We start from the raw sequence: 1786 nt of genomic DNA on the forward strand, positions 1-1786 counted from the left end.
CGCTGCGCGCGCTGCCGGATTACGACGCCCTGTTCGGCGTCGATTTCACTGTTCCGGCACGAGAATCGAGGCAGCAATGACCGCCACCAGATCCACGCCCGCCACCAATGCCAGCCCGGCCAAGCCGCCTGATGGGCTGCCCTCGATGCTGGCCTACCTGACCCGGGTGCTGAAGGTCCCGACGATCGGGCGCAGCTGGGAGGATCTGGCCGAGCAGGCTCCCAACGAAAACTGGTCGCACGAAGAGTATTTGGCGGCGCTGCTGCAACGCCAGGTCGCCGACCGCGAGTCCAAGGGCACCGTCATGCGCATCCGCACCGCGCACTTCCCGCAGGTCAAAACATTGGAGGACTTCAACCTCGACCATCTGCCCTCCCTGCGGCGAGATGTATTGGCGCACTTGGCTACTGGAACATTTGTTCCCAAGGCCGAGAACGTGATCCTGCTGGGCCCGCCCGGGATCGGCAAGACGCACCTGGCGATCGGGCTCGGGGTCAAGGCAGCCCACGCCGACTACTCGGTGCTGTTCGACACCGCCAGCAACTGGATCCACCGACTGACCACCGCCCATCATGCGGGGCGCCTGGACGCAGAGCTGAAGAAGATCCGACGCTACAAGCTGATCATTGTCGATGAGGTCGGCTACATTCCGTTCGACCAGGACGCGGCGAACCTGTTCTTCCAGCTGGTCGCTTCTCGATATGAACAGGCCTCGATCATGGTCACTTCAAATCTCCCATTCGGACGCTGGGGAGAGACCTTTTCAGATGACGTTGTCGCCGCCGCCATGATCGATAGATTGGTCCACCACGCCGAGGTCCTCACCCTCACCGGCGACTCCTACCGAACCCGTCAACGCCGCGCCCTGCTCGCCAAGGAGAACCGCGCCGCGACCGACTGATCACTGAAAATTGACCCCTCACAAGGGAAAACTGACCCCTACGGGGTCAACTTTCACGATGGCGGTTTCTACCTGTTGTCGCAACACATCCCGTAGGTTCTGGAGGTTGTGTTGTCGTCGTCTCGTCGGGTGAAGAAGGGGCCGGGGCGTCGTCCGCAGTCGGCCAAACGTCAACGGTTCATGGAGCTTCGTGGTCGTGGCTGGAGCATTCTCCGCGCGGCCCGTGAGGTCGGGGTGTCCCGAACCGCGGGCAACAACTACTGGTCGCGCGGCTACAAGACCACCGCAATGGCGCGGTCGTCGGGTTCGTGCCGGCCTTGGATCGGTTGGCGCGGTGCGTCAGATCAACGCTCGGTTCCTGTCCCAGGACGAGCGGGTCGAAATCGCTGATCTGCGCCAGGCAGGCTTGAGCATCCGAGCGATCGCGAGCCAATTGGGACGGGCACCGTCGACGATTTCGCGAGAACTGCGCCGGAATGCGTTCAGGGGCAAAGGGTATCGGCCGTTCGAGGCGCATCAACGCGCCACCGCCCGGCGGGCTCGACCACAGCGGCGGCGTTTCGAGACCAACCCCGAACTCCAACGTCTGGTCACGGAGTTGCTGGTGCAGCGGTGGAGTCCACAGCAGATCAGCCTACATCTGTGGAGGCGGTATCCCGAAGATCCGCAGATGTGGTTGTGCCATGAGACCATCTATCAGGCCGTCTACCGGCCCGGATAATCCCTGTTGCGGCCCTCGCAGCTGGCGCCACACCGTCGATCGCCGTTGCGTACCGGACGCGATCATCGGCACGATGTTCATCGTGTCGTCCAAGACATTCACCACCATCGAAACCCTCACCAATGCCACGGCTGCTCGACGATGGCTGACCAGCGCACTCGGAG

Annotated in this window: 2 protein-coding genes and 1 pseudogene; all 3 read left to right on the forward strand. The window is 62.9% G+C overall.

What is annotated here, in order from left to right; all coding sequences use genetic code 11:
- The first annotated feature begins 145 nt into the window (after nucleotides 1-145).
- On the forward strand, nucleotides 146-901 hold the full coding sequence (gene istB, locus ACWEKS_RS49220; RefSeq protein WP_452346589.1) for an IS21-like element helper ATPase IstB: 756 nt from the start codon (nucleotides 146-148) through the stop codon (nucleotides 899-901).
- Nucleotides 902-1235: 334 nt separating this feature from the next.
- Nucleotides 1236-1622 carry a transposase gene (locus ACWEKS_RS49225; protein ID WP_452346588.1) on the forward strand — a complete coding sequence of 129 codons (387 nt, stop codon included), beginning with the start codon at nucleotides 1236-1238 and terminating at the stop codon, nucleotides 1620-1622.
- A gap of 70 nt (nucleotides 1623-1692) precedes the next feature.
- Nucleotides 1693-1786 (forward strand): annotated as a pseudogene (locus tag ACWEKS_RS49230) (hypothetical protein); the annotation flags it as partial.

This window comes from Nocardia sp. NPDC004711 (assembly GCF_053601595.1).

Coding starts and splice junctions, on each gene's coding strand:
- istB (WP_452346589.1), top strand. CDS start 146: ATGCTGGCCTACCTGACCCGGGTGCTGAAGGTCCCGACGATCGGGCGC.